The following is an 18,835-nucleotide window of genomic DNA, read 5'->3' on the forward strand; positions in this document are numbered from 1 at the left end:
TTATGCCTCCATTTCTAATTTCCTGACCAGGCGGGAAAGGTATATTTCTGCCACATCCCGGCGATATTCACCGCTGCCTCTCATGTTATCACCGTACCGGAACTGTCCGGCAGCTGCCGCAGCATTCACATGATCACCTTGCATTTTCACAAGAGCGGCTTTCGCCGGCCTTGCCCCTACGCTGAAATACCATGTATCACCCAGTCTGGAAGCGGCACAGGCAATCAATGGAAAATCGGTTTTTGTCCTTCTCTGCGTCACATACGCCGCCTTCCGTCCATCTTTTCTGATCACAATTCTGACCAGAATATCCCTGTCATACGGCATTTTGGCAAATGTCTCCAGAGATACGAAGCCGGCCTTGTAAAGCTCCACCTTCGTATCCAGAGCCATGAGGCACGTCAGGATGTCAGAGAATCCATACCTTCCGAAAACGCTGCCCCCAACGGTAGCCCCATTTCGGAACTGTACCCCAACAATATGTTTTGTACATTCCTTGAAAATTCCGTTGAAATACTCGTTCAGTCCCTCATGAAGCTCCAGATCACGGAGCGTACACATACAGCCGATTCTGAATTCTTCTTCCGTCTCTTCGATTGTATCAAGGCCGAGCCCTGACAGATCAATTATGGTTCCCTTATTCAGACTGCTCATTTTGAGCCACATCATCCCGCCGACAACCACGCTGCTTTTCTTCTGATTCAGCTGCCATGCTTCTTCAAGATTCGCAGCCTTTACGTATTCCTTTGCCTTAAACACTGGTCTCCTCCTAACTTTCTCTTCTCTGTTCTTATCGCGTTTATCTTCTTCGTCTTTTTCCCCGTGCTGTATTCATCCGTAAATTATTTTCCTCGTACAGAAAAATAAGTGTCGAAAATTCCTCTAGCTATAGGGGCCGCCGCTTTACCGCCTGAACCGCCTTCCTCTACGAGAATACTCACCGCAATCTCCGGAGATTCGGCCGGAGCAAATCCGACAAACCATGCATGGGTTTCTTTATTTTTATCGAATTCAGCCGATCCTGTCTTGCCTGCTGCCGTATAGGCATCCGTTCTCAAGGCAGAAGCCGTCCCTTCATTTACGACGCCGCGCATAAAATCTGTTAGCATTTCCGCCTCTTCCGCGCTCATCAGCGTTCCATAGGAACCAGGCATGAACTTTTTAACCGTTTCTCCCGCCGCATTTTCCACACGGTCTATCATATACGGTTTCATCAGCATGCCCCCGTTGGCAACCGACGAAACAATCATCGCATTATGCATCGGCGTAATCTGTGTCTTTCCCTGTCCAATGGATGTCTGAAGCGTCTCCCACGTATCGGCCTCCTCATTCATTTCATAAGAACTCTTGCTGTACGCAATGGAAAGCGGCAGTTCCTGGTTAAAAAGCAGTTCTTCTGACAGGCCTTTCAGCCTTTTCTTATCCAGAGACAGGCCCAGCTTGGCAAACGCTCCGTTACAGGAATTGGCAAATGCAGATTTTAAATTCTGATGGCCGTGCACATTGCTGTGATAACATTTAATTGTATATTCACCGTTCTGGTAAACGCCTGCACAGTCAAACGTAAATGACTGGTAATCATCGGGATGTTCCCTCAAGTATTCCATGGCAGTAACGATCTTGAATGTGGAGCCGGGCGGATAAAGTCCCTGTGATGCCCTGTTTAAAAGTCTTGCTTCTCCGCCTTCGTCTGCCACCAGACTGTCCCAGTCTTCCGAGAGCCGGTTGGGATCAAATCCCGGTTTGGATATCATGGCAAGAATCTTCCCTGTATTCGGTTCCATTACCACGACAGCGCCCTTCCTGTCTCCAAGAAGATCGGAGGCCGCCTTCTGCAGGCTGGTATCCAGCGTTGTCACAATGCTGTCTCCCGGATTTTTCACATCGGCCAGCTGGTTCGTCACCTGCTCTACCAGATTCACATGGGAAGACAGCAGATAGAAATTAGCCAAGGCTTCCAGCCCCGTTTTCCCATTATCCGAGTAGCCGACAGCATGTGCAAACAGGCTGCCAAAGGGATATTCTCTTTTTTCTTCTCCATCCTCACCGACCACCGTCTGTGCCAGAACCTGGCCGTCGCTGCTCATGATACTCCCTCTTACCATGCGGTCTGAAAAGAGATTGAGCCTGGCGTTATACGTGTTATTGATAACGGATTCACTTCTTACCTGCACAAAATAAGCCATATAGGCAATTACGCAGATGAATAATCCCACCACGATATATGCAAAACGAAGAATATTCCTGTTCGTTTTCAAATTAGGATTATTTTTTTTCATGCTTCTTCCTCTTCATTTTTCTTAAGAACATAAAGCCCCTGAATTACCTGAAACAGTATAAACGTGCTCATGATTGAACTGCCCCCGTAGCTGACCAGAGGCAGAGTCACCCCCGTCAGCGGGATGAATTTGACCACGCCGCCTATTGTAAGAAACACCTGAATAATGTACACACATCCCAGCCCTGCCGCAATCAGCTTGTAAAAAACCGCCTGCATCCGGACCGCGATCATCATGAACTGCAGGAAACATCCAAGGCAGATAAACACAAGGCAAATGGCAAAAATACCTCCAAACTCCTCCGATATTGCTGCAAAAATAAAATCTTTTTCTACAACGGGAATTTTATCAGGAAGGCCCTGATTAAGGCCCATCCCAAACCAGCCGCCCGTTCCGATTGCAAACAGTGACTGGGCAATCTGATACCCTTTGTTGCCTACGTCAGACCACGGATCCAGCCACGCCGTTACACGCACCTGCACATGCGGAAAGAGTTTATAGGCCAGAAAGGCCGCCGCACTCCCGCCTGCTGCCCCTGAAATCAGGTAAATAAAGTTAGATGTGGCGATGAACAGCATAAACACATATGTGGTAAAGAAAATCAGAGCGCTGCCCAGGTCCTTGGAAGCAACCAGAATCAGGACATGGACCGCAGCTACAATCGTCGTAACACATACTGTCCTGAAATCCGTTGAACGATAAAACATCGTCGCAATAAAGAAGACGAAACTGATCTTAACGAACTCGGACGGCTGAAATCCGATTCCTCCGATATCAATCGACAACTGCGCTCCGTAGCTTGTAATTCCCCTTACACATACAACGAGCAGCAGCAGAAGGCCGATAATTCCGTAGACCCACGGAATCTTGGAAAGCTGCCACACCCTGTCGATGATAAACGGGATGATCCACGTAACGACAGCCGCAACAAAAACAATGGTAAACTGTTTTGCCGCTTTTTCCATATTGAGCCTCGTCAGCATAATAAAGCCGACGCACAGCAGCATACACATATTGTTCAGCAAGAGCCTTGATATGTTCCTGTAAATCACCTTAGACAGAATCAGATAGGCCAGGAAGAAGAATACCTGCAGCCAGTAAAAAAGCAGAATTTTCTCATCTTCCATTTTCAGATAAAGGGTCAGGTACGCCAGAAAATGAATAACAAACATCAAAAAATTCTGACCGCTGCAAAGCCTGTTCTGTCTGTCTTCATCCTTTAATCCGAAGTACCTGAAGTTCAGGAAGGCATATATAATCATCAGGAATATCATCATGTATTTTGATATTTCTACAATTAAATTTGTCAATTTTTCACCTACTATTCCACGCCTCTTTTAAAGTGGCCTCTTGTAAATTCTCTTACAGGAAGGCGGATCTCACTTCCCTGTTCATATCCTCTCACAAACGCCTCAGCGATTTCAGCCGATTCTTCCTCCGTCTCGATCGTAAACGACAGCCTGATACTGTCCGGTCCGAGAGCTCTTATGCGGCTTTCCTGTCCATGCAGAGAGAGCGGATTCATGTTATAAATTGTATTATAGCAGAAACGGCAATGGTTTCTAACAGGGAATTCTTTCCCCATCCTGTCTTTCATATACAGTATCTCTGGCTTTTTGCTGCATCCGTCCACCGTCTTTTTCACGCACTGAGCAGAAACCATCAGCGGCAGGTATCCATATGCGATGAGCTCTTTTCCTGAGCAGTCCAGATTTTTCAGTTCTTTTTCATTCAGCTCGGCAGGGAGAGTCAGGGCAGACGCTCCGATGTCTCTCATCACCATTTCTGCCTTTCTGTTAAAAATATAAAGACAGCTGTCAAACATCATCGGCAGTCTCACTTCCTGGTTATTCAAAAATCCCACTTCCTCCATGGAACGCAGGAGTACTCCGTCAAATCCCGCCTCTTTTAATGTACTTTTATGTTTTATAAAATACGATTCTGCCTCGGTCCGGAAAATCTGGGGAAGCATTAAATAACATTCTTTTTTATTCTTATGACAGAGTCCGCAGAGTTCTTTCCATTGATCCGCGTCAATCGTATTGGAATCCAGATAGATTCGGCTGATTCCATCCGTCCCGGCCAGACGCTCCGCTGTCTTTTTCTGTTCTGCAGAAGCCGTAATCTTGACGGTCCCCGGCCCCGCTCCATTTTTCCAATCGCTGCTGGTAAAATCATCTTTTAACGGTTTCCTGCCATCTTCCCGATGAAATGGTTTTAGAATCTCTTTTTCCAGATATTCAAATCCTCTCCGCCTCAATTCATTCAGTTCTTGCACCGGAACAAAGGGACGGCCGGCGACCTCCCCCTCCAGACGCTCAAAGGCAAACTGCGTTCCTCCTGTCTTTTTCATCTGACGCAGAAGTTTTTCCTCCGTAATCGGCTGATTCTGTGCCGTCTCTGAAACCTTCCCATACACGGTAACCGACGTACTGCCGGATGAAAGCGTCAAGCTGGAAGGCTCCCCCTCCTTTAATACGGCCTTTCCAAATACCATCCTCTGAACGTGGGAATTTACGTATTTCTCGTCCAGTTCATCAAACAGTTTTTGATTTATTTCACGAAACTGTGGTTTTTCGTGCAGGGCAACCATATCTCTTCCGTTGTGCTTTCTGTAGTATCCTTCCGTAAACCCGCCCCTGTCGAACAGGTCGAGCAAACATTTTTTATCTGCCGGATCAACCCTGTACCCGTCTCTTCCATCTTTCAGATAGCTGTCCACATACTTCCTGTAAATGCTGACTACGCCCGCCGTATATCTTGGACTCTTCATCCGTCCTTCGATCTTCATGGAATCAATCCCAGCCTCTATCATATCCGGTATCAGATCAAGGGTACACAAATCCTTCAGGCTCATCACATAGCGTTCGTCCCGTTTACCAATCTCTTTCCCGCCCCTTTTCACGTCATAAGGCAGACGGCACGGCTGAGCGCACCTGCCCCTGTTGCCGCTCCTGCCTCCGATGACACTGCTCAAAAGGCACTGCCCGGAATAGCAGTAACAAAGCGCTCCATGAACGAAGCTTTCAATCTCCACATCCACATTCCGCCTGATTCTGGAAATCTCTTCAAGTGACAGTTCTCTCGCAGTAACTACCCGCTCTGCTCCAAGATCTTTCAAAAGCCTTGCTCCGTAGACTCCCGTTACAGTCATCTGAGTGCTGGCATGGAGGTGGAGTCCTGGAAAATGCTCTCTCAAGAACGAAAATACTCCCAGATCCTGAACAATCGCCGCGTCCAGTCCCTGTCTGTAGTATGGATTCAGATAATCATACAGCTCATCCATTTCCCCGTCCTTCATAAGCGTATTGACCGTCATGTAAAGCCTTCCGCCATGCAGGTGCATATATTCAATTGCTTCGAGCATTTTCTCCTCGTCCAGATTGTCAGCATAAGCCCTTGCGCCGAACCGGTTTCCCCCTATATAAACGGCATCTGCTCCTGCTGCTACAGCCGCCGTCATACTCTCAAAGGATCCTGCCGGTGCAAGGATCTCTACCTGTCTTCTATCCACGTCATTCCTCTCTTTCCACAAACAGATCTCTCACTTTTCCTATAATATCGGAGAACTTTCCCATGTAATGAAAAAATGTCTCATTCAGCCATGAGACATTCCCAATTCTTACTTTTTCTTCGCCTCTTCCAGTTCCCGCACGGCCTTGTCCAGCTTCATCTGGATCGTCACCAGCTCATGCCTCAGACTGTAGGCTTCTTTTTCCAGTTCCGCTTTCTGGCTTTCCAGGCTTTCCACCTGCTCCATAGCTTTGAAATAATCGTCTGCAATATTCAGCTGTGTCATCACACTCTGATAATCAGCACTCTGTTTGAGGAAACCGTTCTGTTTCTTCATGCAGGAAATCTTCTCATTGATATAACTGGCTACTTTCTGTAAGTATGCCTCTTCTTCCATGCCCCCAAGGTATATATTTTTCCATCTATTAAAACTTCCGTATAATTCTTCGAACTCATCTCTATCACTCCCGCTTGTTGAAAATGCTGTATCCCTGCTTATCATACCACACATCGGTAATATATTCCAGCCTCTTTTTCTACATATTGTGCCCCATTTAACGAGACAGTCCAAGATGATGATAAGCCAGATCCGTAGCCGTTCTCCCTCTCGGCGTTCTGTTCAAAAGTCCGTTCATAAGAAGATACGGCTCATACACTTCTTCCAGTGTACCAGCATCTTCTCCCAGCGCGGCCGCCAGTGTGTCAAGTCCTACGGGACCGCCTGAAAACTTCTGTATAATTGTCAAAAGAATCGTCCTGTCGTTGTGGTCCAGGCCGATCTTGTCTACATCCAAAATATCCAATGCAAAATCAGCTACTTCCTTTGTAATTACGCCGTCATATTTTACCTGAGCGAAATCCCGCACTCTCTTCAACAACCGGTTAGCCAGTCTCGGCGTCCCTCTGGACCTCTTTGCAATTTCCATCGCTCCATCTTCATCTATGACTACATTCAGAACTCTCGCCGAGCGTATAATAATCGTCATAAGCTCCTTTGGCGTATAGAAATCCAGCTTCTGTACGACGCCGAACCTGTCTCGTAAGGGCGCTGTCAGCAGTCCTGCTCTTGTAGTTGCTCCAACCAATGTAAAATGAGGCAGTTCCAGTCGGATCGACCGTGCAGATGAATCTTTTCCAAGCATAATGTCGATCGCATAGTCCTCCATCGCCGGATAGAGTACCTCTTCTACCTGTCGATTCAGCCTGTGAATCTCATCTACAAACAGCACATCTCCTTCCTGAAGATTATTCAGAATAGCTGCCATTTCACCTGGTTTTTCAATTGCCGGGCCGGAGGTAATCTTCATGTTCACTCCCATTTCATTGGCAATAATCCCAGAAAGCGTAGTTTTTCCCAAGCCTGGAGGCCCATAAAACAACACATGATCCAGAGATTCCTCCCTGGATTTAGCAGCTTCGATAAACACCTTCAGCGTGGATTTAATTTTTTCCTGGCCGATATAATCAGAAAGAAGCTGCGGCCTCAAGTTCATCTCTATCTTCTTTTCTTCCTCTGTCGTTACGTCTGTCGTTATTACTCTGCGTTCCATTCTGTACTCCTGCTTCTGTCAAAAGGCCGCGTTCCCGCCTAAAGGCGATCCGCAGCCCGAACAAACTGTTTTACTGCTACCGACAGCGATGTCAGTTAAAATGCCAGATATTTAAGAGACGCCTTCAGCACATCTTCAGCCGTCATATCTTCCCCGATCTCTACCCGTTTTACAGCTCTGGCCGCTTCCATGCTGGAATATCCAAGGGCTACAAGGGCATCCACGGCCTCTTTTCCGGCTCTTCCTACAGCGCTCATCCCGGCCTCCGGAATCTCTTCTGCAAACACTTCGTTTAGAATGTCTTCTGATTTCACCTTGTCCTTCAGATCAAGGATAATTCGCTGGGCTGTCTTGTTTCCAACCCCAGGTGCCCTGGAAATTGATTTTGCATCCCCGGAAATAATCGCCAGCCTCAGGCTGTCCGGACTGAGCGCCGACAAAATTCCCAGCGCTCCTTTCGGTCCGATTCCACTTACGCCGATCAGCTGCTTAAACATGTCCATATCCTGTTTGTGAAGAAAACCAAACAGGCTGATGCCGTCTTCCCGTACCTGCATATATGTATGAATCTTCATCTCACTTCCAATCGGAGGAAGCTTTTCCATAACGGAGAGGGGGACCGAAATCTCATATCCGATATATCCCGCTTCTATAATAATTCTGTCTCCAGATACCTCTGCCAAACTCCCTCTAACATAAGAAATCACAGTCCATTACTCCCTTTCATTGCTGGCTTTATCATATCATAGAGTAGTTTTCAATGCAAGAAAAAAACCGAACAAATATTCTACTCTCCATTGGCTGTTCCTGGCCGCTTCATGCCCAACAGTACGCTTCGCGCAAAGCCTCCTTACGAAATCCCGCCTGCAAACGCCATCATTGACTTCCCAAAGCCCGTCAATTATAATAAAATAGCTGAGCATATTATATATGCGAAGCTATTTTATACGCAAACGAAGCGGCAGCGCAGTTCGCGGTTCCCCTTTCGTGGAGTGAGGTTCGAACGAAGGAAAAATGCTGCCCATACACATCAGGAGGCTTTTATGATCACTGTAGAAAAAATTCTGGATCTGCCGGATACATACCCTTTGGAACGCATCGGCAGACTGAAAGATCTGCTTTTTTTTGATATTGAAACTACCGGATTCTCCGGATTATCATCCAACCTGTATCTGATTGGCTGCACCTATTTTTCCTGTGGTCAGTGGCACCTGATTCAATGGTTTGCAGATACAAAAGAGGCGGAACCTGATCTTCTTCATGCGTTTTTCCGTTTTCTGAAAAATTTCCGGACAGTTGTCCATTTTAACGGAGACGGCTTTGATATTCCATATTTGACGAAACGCTGCGAGGCCCTTTCCCTGCCATATGGATTTTCTGATGTGGAAAGCTTTGATATTTATAAAAAAATACGGCCATACCGCCGTCTTCTGGGGCTGGATAGCCTAAAGCAGAAAGCAATCGAAGGCTTTTTAGGAATCTCCAGAACCGATCAGTATAACGGCGGTCAGCTCATAGAAGTATACAAAGATTATCTCATGACCCATGAGGATTTTCTGTACCGGCTTCTTATGCTCCACAATGAAGACGATCTGAAGGGAATGCCTGTTATTCTTCCCATCCTCAATTATCCGGATTTTCTGGAGCATCCATTCGATCTGCGTTCCTGCAACTCAACTGAATGCTGCGATATCTTCGGGCGAAAAGAGGCTTCCATAGTTCTCACCTGTGAAAGCACTTATGATATTCCAATCCCGTTTTCCAGAGAGGACGACCGTTTTCCAGGTCTTAACCTGGAAGGAGACGGCAGAATGCTGACCATAACCATTCCCATGTATACCGGCGCTCTCCGCCACTTTTTCTCTGAGTATAAAGACTACTATTACTTGATTTTTGAAGACACCGCAGTACATAAAAGTGTTGGTGAATATGTGGACAAGTCTGCACGCAGACAGGCCACTGCTTCCACCTGCTATACAAAAAGGGAAGGCAGCTTCCTTCCCCAGTTTGATCGCATCTTTACTCCCGAACTTAGGAGAGAAAAGAAGGATAAAATTTCATATTTTGAATTTAACGACCAGCTTTTTCATAATGCGGATGATCTAAACAGATATATCGGCCATCTCATCTCCCATTTTCAGAGCTGCCGTTAAGGCAGCCCTCCTCACCGTTCGGAAAATACGTTTTTCGAATCAGTATGTGCCCCGGCGCAACAGTCTGCGGATATAAGCGAATGTATCGCCCTCACCCTTCACTTTCAGCATGAGAAGCAGCTTTTCCAAAAGCTTTCTCGTTTCCGGGTGGATCACAATATAATCCTTGGCCCTGCTGTAATACTCCCAGGCCGAACCGTCATTGTAATCTTTGCCCTTATAGACCTTAGAAGCGGCAATTCTGTCCATAACCATTTCAATCACATATTTCAGCGGCATTTTATTCCCGATCAATCCCTTGGTCTTATCCGGCGCAAAGTCAATCCAGTATTCAAAATGATGTTTATTTCTTCCCTTGTGATGCAGCCAGGCGCCGGAATACCCCATAACGTCCTTTTCGGCCGCATTGGGACTCCTGTTCCCCTGAAAATAAAGAACTCCCGTCTTAAATTCCTCCCAGCTGTACTTGGAAAGATCGTGTAGAAGTCCCTGTTTGTAAAGTCCTACCTGAAAACATCCTCTCATAACAAGGAGCTTATGTTCTGTAATCGTCCGAAAATGACGCCATGCATTCAGAATTTTCATTACTCAGCCTCTCATTCCTCTTCGTTTCTGTTTGATGCTCTTCGTTTTGTTCCTTTGTTTCGTTCCTTTGTTTCATTTTTTATTTCTTACGCTGCCTTTATGCTGTTTTCCATATACGTCCTGCGCTGATATTTTAAGCCGCAGTTTTCATCTGATTTGTCCGGCTGGCCGGCCGCTGCATAAGCCGATTTTCCGACGCCGTCTAAAGCAGCTGTTTCCATTCTACCGCATTTTCTCAGTTTGTCAATTTCGCTGTTTTATTCGATGGAAAATCACTGTTTATTCTGCTGAAATAATTTGACATGGATATAAAACTATGTTATGCTTAGGTCAGCTGCAAATGACTGCAGTATAATGTTTTTTTCATATTTTTGGAGGTATCGCAATGAGCAAAGGTACAGTAAAATGGTTCAACAACCAAAAGGGTTACGGATTCATTTCTGACGAGAACGGAAATGATGTATTCGTACATTATTCAGCTGAATATGGACGGCTTCAAATCCCTGGAAGAGGGCGCAGCAGTAGAATTCGACGTAGTGAACGGCGCAAAGGGACCTCAGGCAACTAACGTTACTAAGTTATAATCCTTTCATTAATCATTTAACCATTGGTACCTGTTTCAATATAGTTAGAAAAGATTTCGTTTTTAATTTTTTGGAATAAGTAATTTGGAATTAACATGATTAAAAAACAGGACCGCCAGTGAATAGCTGGCGGTCCTGTTTTTTTTGACCATCCCTATCTCCTATTCGCAAATATGGTCTTATCGTTCGTTCTGCTGCCTGTGATCCGTGCCTTCATTCACAGTACCTGTCCCCACGGCATAGGATATACTATCAGTCCTGATAAAAGGATTAAAGTCATTTTTTATGGAAAGCTGGTGATTCACTTGAAATGGCTGCACAGAAAATGGAAGCGTCTATATAAGGAATATAAAAACATTCATCTGGTGGACCGGTTCCTAATAATCTTCATGGCCATTCTGCTGATACAATCGGCATACACTCTGATTATACAGCCGGCGGCGACAGCACGTTTAAATGAGATTGACGTCATTGTCCGTACCTCTGCCGCCAGTATTTTCGGATATTTTCTCAGCGCCAACTTTATCCGCCGCGATTCTCATCCGCCGGATGTTAACGGCGAATCTCTCGAAACCGCACAGATGGATGAATATCCGTCAATTGGAAATCACGTCAGTGAAGGAAATTCCCTTCAGATCACGGCAGCGGCGGCAGTGGGTTTATTCTGCTTACTGACGCTGATTCTGCTGAGAGATACGCGCGCCCTGGAAACCGCCAGCCCATATGCTTCGTCTACCATCACCCAGTTTCGGGATTTTGTATCAGGATGCGTGGGCTTCTTAATCGGCTGTCCTACATCCGCTAAAAATGATGAAAGGAGATAAGTCAATGAAAGATATTACGTTATGCCATCCCCGCCTGCAGCTTCTGGCCGGAAAAATGGTGGAAGAATGCAGCCGGCAGGGGCTTCTGGTTAAAATAGGGGAAACATTGAGAACTACGGCCGAGCAAAATGCCCTGTACGCCCAGGGCCGTACCAAGCCCGGCGCCATCGTCACAAACGCACCAGGCAACAGCTACAGTTCCTACCATCAATGGGGCACGGCTTTCGATATTTACCGTAACGATGGACGAGGCGCATATAATGAGGCCGGTAATTTCTTTGACCGCGTCGGCGTTATAGGCAAAGCAGCCGGTCTGGAATGGGGCGGCGACTGGAAATCCATCGTGGATAAACCGCACTTTCAGCTGCCCGATTGGGGAAGCAGCACCGCTGGAATCAAGAAATTGTACAGCAGTCCTGAAGAGTTCATGAAAACATGGACGCCTGAAAACAGAACCGGATGGATCAACGACCCTGCCGGTTACTGGTACCGCCGGGCCGACGGCAGCTATCCTTCCAATCAATGGTGTATCATCAACCATCACTGGTATCTGTTTAACAAGGACGGTTATATATGCACCGGCTGGCATCGATGGGACGGTACTTCATGTGACCCGTCCGACGGCAGCGGCAGCTGGTTCTATTTTGATCCTACGGTTGACGGCCCGCTGGAAGGAGCTTGCTGGCACACCAAAGACAAAGGAGCGCAGGAAATATGGTATGTAGATGCTCCCGACCAAATATAAACAGAATCGTTTGTATCGTTATACAAAAGGATTTTTCTTTTTAAACACTTTTTAACAAATAGAATCCCGCGAGCGGGATTCTCCGCCTACGGCGGGTCGTTTTGGCGACATCAATCCAGATATCCGCCGCCGCCAAAAGGTTATCCTGCCGCTTTCTCAAGCAGCCGCTTCAGTTCTTCCACAGTTATGGCATAATTTTTATTGCAGAAATGACAGTTCACTTCTATTGTCTTTCCTTCATCAATCATATCCTGAATTTCCTTCTTGCCAATACTGATCAAAGCCTTTTCCACACGCTCTTTCGTACAATTGCAGTCAAATTTTGTTTCGATACGGCTGGTAATTTCCAATCCGAATTCACCCAGAATATGTTCCAGTATCATTTCCGGTGAATTTCCTTCATCCAGAAGCTTCGTAATGGATTGTACTTCCCCCAGTTTTTCCTCCAGTGCAGATATCATGTCTTCCGACGCACCTGGAAGCAGCTGAAGAATGAATCCTCCAGCCTGCCGGACCGTATTATCCTTGTTCATCAGCACACCGAGGGCAACAGAAGACGGCGTCTGCTCCGAAGTCGCATAGTAATATGTCAAATCTTCCGCAATCTCTCCAGTAACAAGAATTGTCTGGCCGATATACGGTTCCTTCAAACCTACGTCACGAATAACGCTTAAAACGCCGACGCCAAGGGCTCCTCCCACATCCAGCTTTCCCTTGTCATTTGGAGGCAACATGACGGAAGGATTAAAAACATACCCCTTCACATCCCCTTTGGCATCTGCCGTTACCGTAAGGCCCTCGATCGGACCGTCTCCTTCTATTTTAAGAGTCAGAAGGTCATTTTCTCCCTTCATCATCACTCCCATCATCCCGCCCGCTGTCAAAAGCCGTCCAAGGGCTGCCGTTGCCACCGGCTGGTGTTATGGGCTGCTCTTGCATATTCCACCAGCTCTCTCGTCGTCGCGGCAAACGCCTGATCTGTCCCTCTGCGGCCGTTGCCCGAATGATATAATCTGCCATATCGTCTGTTTTCCTTTCCATAATATCTATATAAATTTCTACGCAATTTCCCACTACCGGCCGTTCTTATGTTCTGTATGATCTTCTCTCCAATGTTCTGCATACTCTTTTGGCCGCTTTTCACACTCGCGTGCGATCACGTAAAGCCGTTCACTGTTCTCCTGCGGAGGTTTCGTTGTAAACGCATCATATGCGGTCATAAATTTCAGACCGGCTTCCTGAAGCGCCTGTCTGACTGTTTCCAACGTATACGCCTTCTGGTAATGGGTTTCCGTATACTTTCTGTACCGATTTCCCTCTTCTCTGATAAAAAGATTCAGGTCATATTCATTGATCTGCTCCTCTTCATCATAAAAATTATCCCATATAAAGCTGCTCTCTTCCCTGTCCTCCGCAATCGTCTGGTCCCCCAGCAGATGTTCATATTTGTAAACCGTGTTCAGATCAAATATAAAAATACCCTCTGGATCCAGATAGTTATTCACAAGGGAAAACACATGTACCAGGTCCTCGTAATCCATGATATAATTCAGGGAATCGCAGATGCTCACCACTGCCCTGACTGTACCGTAAAGTTCGAATTCTCTCATATCCTGCAGAAGATACAGAATATCATGTCCGGACAATGCACGCTTGTCCATGGCGATCTGAAGCATCTCTTCCGATACATCAACGCCGATCATGTCATACCCTTTTTCAGCCAAGAGCTCCGTCAATGTACCGGTACCGCAGCCCAGGTCCAGAACAAGCCCATCCTCTATCCCATATTTTCTCAGTAATCCTGAAAGGTATTCACACCATTCCTCATAGGGAATATTATCCATAAATAAGTCATAAACTGCCGCAAAACCAGAATACGCTTCCATACGTCCTTCTCCTTTTTTAATCATGCACAGCGGAAATCATATCAGATTTCAAGGCAAAAATCAACTGTGCAAAAGGAAATCCCTTAATTCCTCCACGCTCGAGGCCAGATAGCAGGACTTGACGCCTTCCATTTCTTCTCTGCTTCCATATCCGTACAAAACGCCTACACATTCTACTCCGGCTTCCTCTGCTCCTATGCAGTCATGTTTTCTGTCCCCAACCATTAGGACACTTTCTTTGTCTTCGATTTTCGCCTGTTCCAGAACATAACGGATGACATCTCCCTTTTTCACCCTCGTTTCTTCCAAGTCAGCTCCTCCGATCAATTCAAAGTACTGGCTCAATTCAAAATAATCAAGGATGCGCACGGCAAACACTTCCGGTTTTGAGGTCGCTACCATCAGCCGGTAGCCCGCCTCTTTCAGCTCTCTCAGCATCTCTGGAATCCCTGGATATACCTTATTTTCCTTCCAACCGCGGCTGCTGAAATATTCTCTGTATTTTTTAATTCCTTCCCCCGCCTGTTCCCAGGAGAAATCGTAATATTCCATAAAACTGTCTTTCAGAGGCGGTCCGATAAACGGGGTCAGCTTGCTCCTGTCGCTGACCTCAATTCCAAACCCATGAAGCGCATACTGAACGGATTTGGTAATTCCCTCTTCAGGATCTGTTAAAGTACCGTCTAAATCAAAAAGCAAATACTTTTTCTTCATCTTTTCTCCTTCATAGCCAAAAATGTGAATGCACGTCAGATCTCATAGCCGTTTTCTTTTAAAATCTGTCGTATTTCCTTCATTGACATAAGATAGATTCTTTTCAGTTCCTTCACTGCATGGCCGCTTTCATAATCGGCCAATAACAATTGGACCGTATCACCTTCAACCGGTTTATTCATTTGTTGCATTCACTTCCTACCTCACTTTTTTTACTCTCTAAATTATGGCTGCCATATAGGCATAATAAGGAAAAGGCGGTCGGTCAGAACTATGCCTGACCGGCCGCCTGTATTCTATTTAAGCAGCAGTACTGCTTATTTTAATTCCTCAACTACTTTCTTGATTGCTGCTAAAGCATCCTCAGGAAGCTTGTCGAATCCGCCCTTTTCAGTCTCTCTGCTCTGAACGAAATCAACACGATCCTGCATTCTTGCCTTTAACTGGCCAACATACTCCGGATCATTCATATCCGGAACGAAGCTTCCCAATCCATGATTTCGATATCGGAGAATGGTCCCCACTGATGGAAGGAAGCTGTTCCTTCTACAATTGCCTCCAGAATACCTAATGTATCCTTAGGCTGAACCTTCTTGCCCATGAAATCACCTGTATTAACGATGTAGCAGTCTACATTCTTCTCAGCAACGAGCTTTTTGAACTTCTCATAGTCGTTAACCAGAGGATATGTTCTGAATGGGTTTGCATATGGCTCAACAACCAGCTTGTTCGGATCTACGCCAGGAGCAAGTCTCTCTGCGTTGGATCTCTTTGTTGCCAGAGTAGCGCCCATAACGGATGCGAGCTCTGCACCTTTCAGCTTAACTACTGGCGGGATGGTTGGGTCTTTCATAATCCAGAAGATTGCGTTAACCGGAGAAGCAATTCTGTCTACACGGTTTGGAGACCATAATTTAGACTTGATTGCACGTCCGTTACCATTACGGATATCTTCTGTAACGAGAACGATCTTTCCGTCTTCATCCAGAGTTGCGGAACAGTTCTGTGCTGTTAACAGATACTTGTTGTCCGGGCAGCCTGTAGGATAATCAGCTGTCTTATCAAAATATGTAGGCTCCATAGCTACGGAAGCACATGTGTCTGTATTGATAACGAAAGCGTCGTCATGAAGAACCGTAACGCCGTACTTGCCGTCATGTTTAGCATGTGTAAGAGTAGACTTACCTGAACCTGAAAGACCGAATACGGAAGCAACATACTTTCTGCCGTCTGCCAGAGTATATTCTTTCTGTCCGCCGTGGCAGGAAGCATAACCGTTACGGTTTGCGATTGCCCAGCCGATTGTAAGCGTGCCCTTCTTGTGCTCTCCGAAGTATCTCATACCAAGGATTGCTGCACAGTTGGTAGCTGTATTGAAGTAAGATAAGCACTTGCCGTCACAGATATCTGTCTGATCTGTGCCCTTCCACTGAGGATCAGAGAAGATATAAACGTCTGGCTCATCACCGATCTGACGGGATTCTTTGTACATCTTAACGTACTGATCAGACATGTACTGGAAGTTCAGCATCCAGTTGTAAAGAATGTTTTCTTCGCCCTGCGGAATCATGAGGTGTGCCTTTACCATAAATTCAGGATCAAGGCCGATGAATACTTCTGCATGATACATCTTTTTCCATCTAGTATCATAGATTGCGTCCATAACGACTTTGTCAAGTCTCTCGCAGTCTACACCTGGCTCTCCTGCAATTCTTCTTGCAGCAGCATAACGGCCGGTAATGGCTCCGTCATTGAATAAAAGAACTCTTGCGTCCTTCTCAAGACCGAATTCCTCTCCTCTGTATACAGGCATGTCTGTAACAACAGTACCCGGAGCGTTCTTTGCTAAGTTATAAGCCTCTTTTAAAGTATTTACCTTTACTACGTTGTTGCCATAGAAAGCAGCTTCAATAATAGATCTGGTTTTTGCAAAACCTGGTTTACCTTTACCAATTTCACTAAGTGGATAATAAGCTTTTGTTGCCATTGGATAATTCCTCCTTTTAATCGAAATTTGTCCCTATTATCTCATCTATGTATAAAAAAGTCAATATATTGTTCTGAGAAAAAAACAAAGTATACAATATGCAGTATTTCTATACAATTTCAGAATAAAATACAAACTGGTTTTTTCCGTTCCTTTTTGCTTCATATGTCGCCTGATCCGCCTTTTCCAGCAGGGTTCTGACGTCCTTGCCGTCCCTGGGATACATGGCGATTCCAATGCTGCATGAAACAGGCAGTTCTTCCTGAAGACTGTCTGAAATCAGTTCGCAGACGGCATTGCACAGACGGCGGGCACACAGCTTCACTCCAGCTCTGGAATCGGCCGGAGACAGGCAGATGACGAATTCGTCTCCTCCGATTCTGCCGCTCAGATCTGTTGAACGCAGCACCTTGTGAAAGATATCGGAAATTCCCTGAAGCAGTTCGTCCCCTTTCGTATGTCCAAAAGTATCATTGACCAGTTTAAAGTTGTCAAGGTCCATAAACAGTACTGCAGCCGGCGAGCTGTTCCTGGCAATCCTGTCTGAGATCAGATCCTTTACCGACTGGTTGTACAGACCGGTCAGAGGATCCGTCTGGGCACGGACGAGTGCTGACTGCAGCAGCTCATTCTGCACTTTCTGTTCCATGTAAATTTGTGTAATATCAGTTCTGGAAAGCAGTATCATCTGCTTTTCTCTATCATAATACAGATATTGATGTCTTTTATGGGTATACCCCCGGATCGGATCCATAACTCCGCAGTAGACCGTGTATTCCCCATACTTATCCAGCATCTCCAGAACTCTGTTTATTTCCATTTCGTGAATTACCCGCTCCTGATCCTCCGGCACTACGAACTTTCTGGCATAGCTGGCCATGGATGCTCCATAGTTATCGCAATCCTCCGGCGGGAGAGGCGTTCCGCTGTCACTGCCGCTGAACATGGTATAGCTGTTGTTCCCTGCATCCAGATAAATAAAGTAATCGCAGTTGCGGTAGACATACAGATCTACAATGCTCTTCATCAAATGATGTTCGCTGATATCTTTCACCGTAATATATATCTTTTCAGGCATACGGCCGTCTTCCGAGTTTCCCCGAAGCATGGCCGTGACCTCCACCCAGCCGAAGCTTCCGGCCCCGGCTCTGCACTGAAGGGAAAGGCTGACCGCATCTTTGCCCCTCTTCCACATTTCTTTTAGATGATCGATGGAAAATGTCCTCACAAACCGGTTGCGGTCGCACTCATATAACACTCTGACACAGAAAATATCCAGCAGCTCTTTCCATGGACCGCAGTAAGAATTCATGTATGGAGCCGGTGTATACTGAATAACAACTGCCCGTTCTTTCTCCACATCCAGTTCCACGATTCCCAGGTGGCTGTTCATAAAGGCGCCCAATATGCCCGCATTCTGCTGCTGGAGGCTCAGGGCACTGATTTCATTTCCCATATCGGCAATTAAAAACAGGAGAACATCCCTCTCCTTGTCTTTGACTGCAAACAGGATACCCCTCGTCCAAATGCAGGTGCCGTCTTTTCTCATCTTGCGGAATTCCAGAACTTTTCTGTACTTCCTGTTGATGATCAGAAACATGCTCTCCGGGCGGAAAGCTTCCAGAAACTGTTCTCTGTCTTCTTCCAGTACACATTTGGAAGCCGATTCGATTCCTCTGACACTCTCTTCTCTCAGAGGGAGTCCCTCATCAGGCACATAAAAGATCGTACGGAGCACTCTCTCCTTAGGATCCACTTCGTAAAACCCGTCATACTTCTCGCAGAGCACAGACGCATATTTTTTCATTCTGTCTTCATCAATGATCACATGCTCCATACCATTCCCCTCTTTCACCTGTCATCTCTTCTCCTATCATATCATACCGAACCAGGCAATTGGTAATAAATTCCTATAAAATTCCTGATTTTCATCGTAAAATAAGCATTCAGAACACTCCTTATACTCTGTGGAATGCCCTTCCATTGACCCTGAAAAAGAAAAGCCTGCCGGCAGA

General features: G+C 46.1%; 18 protein-coding genes and 2 pseudogenes. 4 read left to right on the plus strand and 16 right to left on the minus strand.

Going from position 1 to position 18,835, the window contains the following annotated elements; all coding sequences use genetic code 11:
• The 7 genes from DXA13_RS13085 to ruvA form a co-directional block, all read right to left on the minus strand.
• Positions 1 to 759, minus strand: coding sequence for an FAD binding domain-containing protein (locus DXA13_RS13085; protein ID WP_118244965.1), 759 nt, complete (start codon positions 757 to 759; stop codon positions 1 to 3).
• An 83-nt stretch (positions 760 to 842) separates the two neighbouring features.
• Positions 843 to 2,279, minus strand: coding sequence for a penicillin-binding transpeptidase domain-containing protein (locus tag DXA13_RS13090; protein ID WP_118244966.1), 1,437 nt, complete (start codon positions 2,277 to 2,279; stop codon positions 843 to 845).
• Positions 2,276 to 3,589, minus strand: coding sequence for an FtsW/RodA/SpoVE family cell cycle protein (locus DXA13_RS13095; protein WP_118244967.1), 1,314 nt, complete (start codon positions 3,587 to 3,589; stop codon positions 2,276 to 2,278). Before DXA13_RS13095 ends, DXA13_RS13090 begins: the two co-directional genes overlap by 4 nt.
• An 11-nt stretch (positions 3,590 to 3,600) precedes the next feature.
• Complete coding sequence (locus DXA13_RS13100; RefSeq protein ID WP_181995669.1) at positions 3,601 to 5,793, minus strand: DUF3656 domain-containing protein; 2,193 nt, start codon at positions 5,791 to 5,793, stop codon at positions 3,601 to 3,603.
• Between the two features lie 108 nt (positions 5,794 to 5,901).
• On the minus strand, positions 5,902 to 6,189 hold the full coding sequence (locus DXA13_RS13105) for a cell division protein ZapA (RefSeq protein ID WP_347559854.1): 288 nt from the start codon (positions 6,187 to 6,189) through the stop codon (positions 5,902 to 5,904).
• Between the two features lie 157 nt (positions 6,190 to 6,346).
• Positions 6,347 to 7,342, minus strand: a complete 996-nt coding sequence (gene ruvB, locus DXA13_RS13110; protein WP_118244968.1) for a Holliday junction branch migration DNA helicase RuvB — start codon at positions 7,340 to 7,342, stop codon at positions 6,347 to 6,349.
• Positions 7,343 to 7,437: 95 nt separating this feature from the next.
• Positions 7,438 to 8,049 carry a Holliday junction branch migration protein RuvA gene (ruvA, locus tag DXA13_RS13115; protein WP_118244969.1) on the minus strand — a complete coding sequence of 204 codons (612 nt, stop codon included), beginning with the start codon at positions 8,047 to 8,049 and terminating at the stop codon, positions 7,438 to 7,440.
• A gap of 336 nt (positions 8,050 to 8,385) precedes the next feature.
• Here ruvA and DXA13_RS13120 point away from each other — a divergent pair, with 336 nt between their 5' ends.
• Complete coding sequence (locus tag DXA13_RS13120) at positions 8,386 to 9,495, plus strand: ribonuclease H-like domain-containing protein (protein ID WP_118244970.1); 1,110 nt, start codon at positions 8,386 to 8,388, stop codon at positions 9,493 to 9,495.
• Between the two features lie 39 nt (positions 9,496 to 9,534).
• Here the strand turns inward: DXA13_RS13120 and DXA13_RS13125 are convergent, their stop codons facing one another.
• A complete protein-coding gene (locus DXA13_RS13125) occupies positions 9,535 to 10,080 on the minus strand; it encodes a DUF5662 family protein (RefSeq protein WP_118244971.1) in 546 nt (181 codons plus the stop codon).
• A gap of 86 nt (positions 10,081 to 10,166) precedes the next feature.
• Positions 10,167 to 10,301, minus strand: coding sequence for a hypothetical protein (locus DXA13_RS22490; RefSeq protein ID WP_278287057.1), 135 nt, complete (start codon positions 10,299 to 10,301; stop codon positions 10,167 to 10,169).
• A gap of 164 nt (positions 10,302 to 10,465) precedes the next feature.
• Between DXA13_RS22490 and DXA13_RS13130 the strand changes: the two are divergent.
• The 3 genes and pseudogenes from DXA13_RS13130 (at position 10,466) to DXA13_RS13140 (ending at position 12,233) form a co-directional block, all read left to right on the plus strand.
• Positions 10,466 to 10,664: pseudogene (locus DXA13_RS13130) on the plus strand (cold shock domain-containing protein).
• Between the two features lie 296 nt (positions 10,665 to 10,960).
• Positions 10,961 to 11,488, plus strand: a complete 528-nt coding sequence (locus DXA13_RS13135) for a hypothetical protein (protein WP_243009122.1) — start codon at positions 10,961 to 10,963, stop codon at positions 11,486 to 11,488.
• Positions 11,489 to 11,492: 4 nt separating this feature from the next.
• Positions 11,493 to 12,233, plus strand: a complete 741-nt coding sequence (locus DXA13_RS13140) for a M15 family metallopeptidase (RefSeq protein ID WP_118244972.1) — start codon at positions 11,493 to 11,495, stop codon at positions 12,231 to 12,233.
• A gap of 140 nt (positions 12,234 to 12,373) precedes the next feature.
• Here the strand turns inward: DXA13_RS13140 and hslO are convergent.
• The 7 genes and pseudogenes from hslO to DXA13_RS13165 all read right to left on the minus strand — a co-directional run bounded on the left by hslO (position 12,374) and on the right by DXA13_RS13165 (position 18,675).
• Positions 12,374 to 13,253, minus strand: a pseudogene (gene hslO / locus DXA13_RS13145) (Hsp33 family molecular chaperone HslO).
• A gap of 53 nt (positions 13,254 to 13,306) precedes the next feature.
• Entirely contained in the window at positions 13,307 to 14,119 is an 813-nt protein-coding gene (locus tag DXA13_RS13150; RefSeq protein WP_118244973.1) for a class I SAM-dependent methyltransferase, read from the minus strand.
• A 60-nt stretch (positions 14,120 to 14,179) separates the two neighbouring features.
• Complete coding sequence (locus DXA13_RS13155; RefSeq protein WP_118244974.1) at positions 14,180 to 14,833, minus strand: HAD family hydrolase; 654 nt, start codon at positions 14,831 to 14,833, stop codon at positions 14,180 to 14,182.
• Positions 14,834 to 14,868: 35 nt separating this feature from the next.
• A complete protein-coding gene (locus DXA13_RS21045; protein ID WP_181995670.1) occupies positions 14,869 to 15,015 on the minus strand; it encodes a hypothetical protein in 147 nt (48 codons plus the stop codon).
• A 135-nt stretch (positions 15,016 to 15,150) separates the two neighbouring features.
• Positions 15,151 to 15,303, minus strand: a complete 153-nt coding sequence (locus tag DXA13_RS23145) for a hypothetical protein (RefSeq protein ID WP_347559855.1) — start codon at positions 15,301 to 15,303, stop codon at positions 15,151 to 15,153.
• On the minus strand, positions 15,300 to 16,820 hold the full coding sequence (locus DXA13_RS13160) for a phosphoenolpyruvate carboxykinase (ATP) (RefSeq protein WP_347559856.1): 1,521 nt from the start codon (positions 16,818 to 16,820) through the stop codon (positions 15,300 to 15,302). Before DXA13_RS13160 ends, DXA13_RS23145 begins: the two co-directional genes overlap by 4 nt.
• Before the next feature lie 109 nt (positions 16,821 to 16,929).
• Positions 16,930 to 18,675, minus strand: a complete 1,746-nt coding sequence (locus tag DXA13_RS13165) for a sensor domain-containing diguanylate cyclase (RefSeq protein WP_147348032.1) — start codon at positions 18,673 to 18,675, stop codon at positions 16,930 to 16,932.
• Positions 18,676 to 18,835 lie beyond the last annotated feature (160 nt).

The organism is Clostridium sp. AM58-1XD (assembly GCF_003464085.1).
Taxonomy (GTDB): domain Bacteria; phylum Bacillota; class Clostridia; order Lachnospirales; family Lachnospiraceae; genus Lachnoclostridium_A.

What these genes read in the sequence shown, in the direction of transcription:
- DXA13_RS13105 (WP_347559854.1), bottom strand. Translation starts at nt 6,189, where the DNA reads ATGGAAGAAGAGGCATACTTACAGAAAGTAGCCAGTTATATCAATGAG.
- DXA13_RS13155 (WP_118244974.1), bottom strand. Translation starts at nt 14,833, where the DNA reads ATGAAGAAAAAGTATTTGCTTTTTGATTTAGACGGTACTTTAACAGAT.
- DXA13_RS13150 (WP_118244973.1), bottom strand. Translation starts at nt 14,119, where the DNA reads ATGGAAGCGTATTCTGGTTTTGCGGCAGTTTATGACTTATTTATGGAT.
- DXA13_RS22490 (WP_278287057.1), bottom strand. Translation starts at nt 10,301, where the DNA reads ATGGAAACAGCTGCTTTAGACGGCGTCGGAAAATCGGCTTATGCAGCG.
- DXA13_RS23145 (WP_347559855.1), bottom strand. Translation starts at nt 15,303, where the DNA reads ATGAATGATCCGGAGTATGTTGGCCAGTTAAAGGCAAGAATGCAGGAT.
- DXA13_RS13125 (WP_118244971.1), bottom strand. Translation starts at nt 10,080, where the DNA reads ATGAAAATTCTGAATGCATGGCGTCATTTTCGGACGATTACAGAACAT.
- DXA13_RS13120 (WP_118244970.1), top strand. Translation starts at nt 8,386, where the DNA reads ATGATCACTGTAGAAAAAATTCTGGATCTGCCGGATACATACCCTTTG.
- ruvB (WP_118244968.1), bottom strand. Translation starts at nt 7,342, where the DNA reads ATGGAACGCAGAGTAATAACGACAGACGTAACGACAGAGGAAGAAAAG.
- DXA13_RS13160 (WP_347559856.1), bottom strand. Translation starts at nt 16,820, where the DNA reads ATGGCAACAAAAGCTTATTATCCACTTAGTGAAATTGGTAAAGGTAAA.
- DXA13_RS13090 (WP_118244966.1), bottom strand. Translation starts at nt 2,279, where the DNA reads ATGAAAAAAAATAATCCTAATTTGAAAACGAACAGGAATATTCTTCGT.
- DXA13_RS13140 (WP_118244972.1), top strand. Translation starts at nt 11,493, where the DNA reads ATGAAAGATATTACGTTATGCCATCCCCGCCTGCAGCTTCTGGCCGGA.
- DXA13_RS21045 (WP_181995670.1), bottom strand. Translation starts at nt 15,015, where the DNA reads ATGAATAAACCGGTTGAAGGTGATACGGTCCAATTGTTATTGGCCGAT.